The sequence below is a fragment of the Candidatus Skiveiella danica genome (assembly GCF_022705245.1).
GTDB classification, from domain to species: Bacteria; Pseudomonadota; Gammaproteobacteria; order Burkholderiales; family Burkholderiaceae_C; genus Skiveiella; species Skiveiella danica.
The window spans coordinates 1-549 of sequence record NZ_JAKJEW010000180.1; the positions used below are offsets into that span (position 1 = coordinate 1).

At 71.8% G+C, this 549-nt stretch carries 1 protein-coding gene; it reads right to left on the reverse strand.

Going from position 1 to position 549, the window contains the following annotated elements:
* On the reverse strand, nucleotides 1-495 hold a 495-nt coding region (locus ACMUOY_RS20850), incomplete at its 3' end, for an ABC transporter permease (RefSeq protein WP_413894611.1).
* Between the last annotated feature and the right edge of the window lie 54 nt (nucleotides 496-549).

Consider the following 549-nt stretch of genomic DNA (forward strand, 5'->3'; position numbering starts at 1 on the left):
GCCGCCCAGGCCGGCGCCCTCGAAGCCACGCGCCGTGGCCTTGCCCACCACCAGCTCGCTGGAGCCGGGCCGGAACATGCGCCCCTCCACCAGGCGCACTTGCTGGCGCAGCTGCAGGCCGATGGCCGAGGTGCCGCGCACCGTCACATTGCTCGGGCTGCCGCTGCCGCGCTTGGGCAGGCTGTTGAGCACCACCGGCTCGCCGCTCAGCAGCAGACGCCCGTCGGCGGCGGTGGCGATGCCCGGCAGGCTGGCCAGGATGGCGGCCTGCTCGCGGCTCACGCCCGAGTTGATCTCGGCCCCCGCGCCCTTGCGCAGCGCCAGCAGATTGCCGGGGTTGCCGGTGGCCACCAAGGTGGTCTTGATGCCCTCGCTCATCATCAGCACGGTGGCGAACACATAGACGACCAGCGCCAGACCGAGCGCGGTGAGCGCGGTGGTGACGCGCCGCACCCAGAGGTTGCGGGCGATGTAGGAGAGGGGGAGCTGTTTCAAGCCACGTGCCTGAGGCCGTTGACGATGTCGATGCGGCCCATCTGCCAGGCCGGC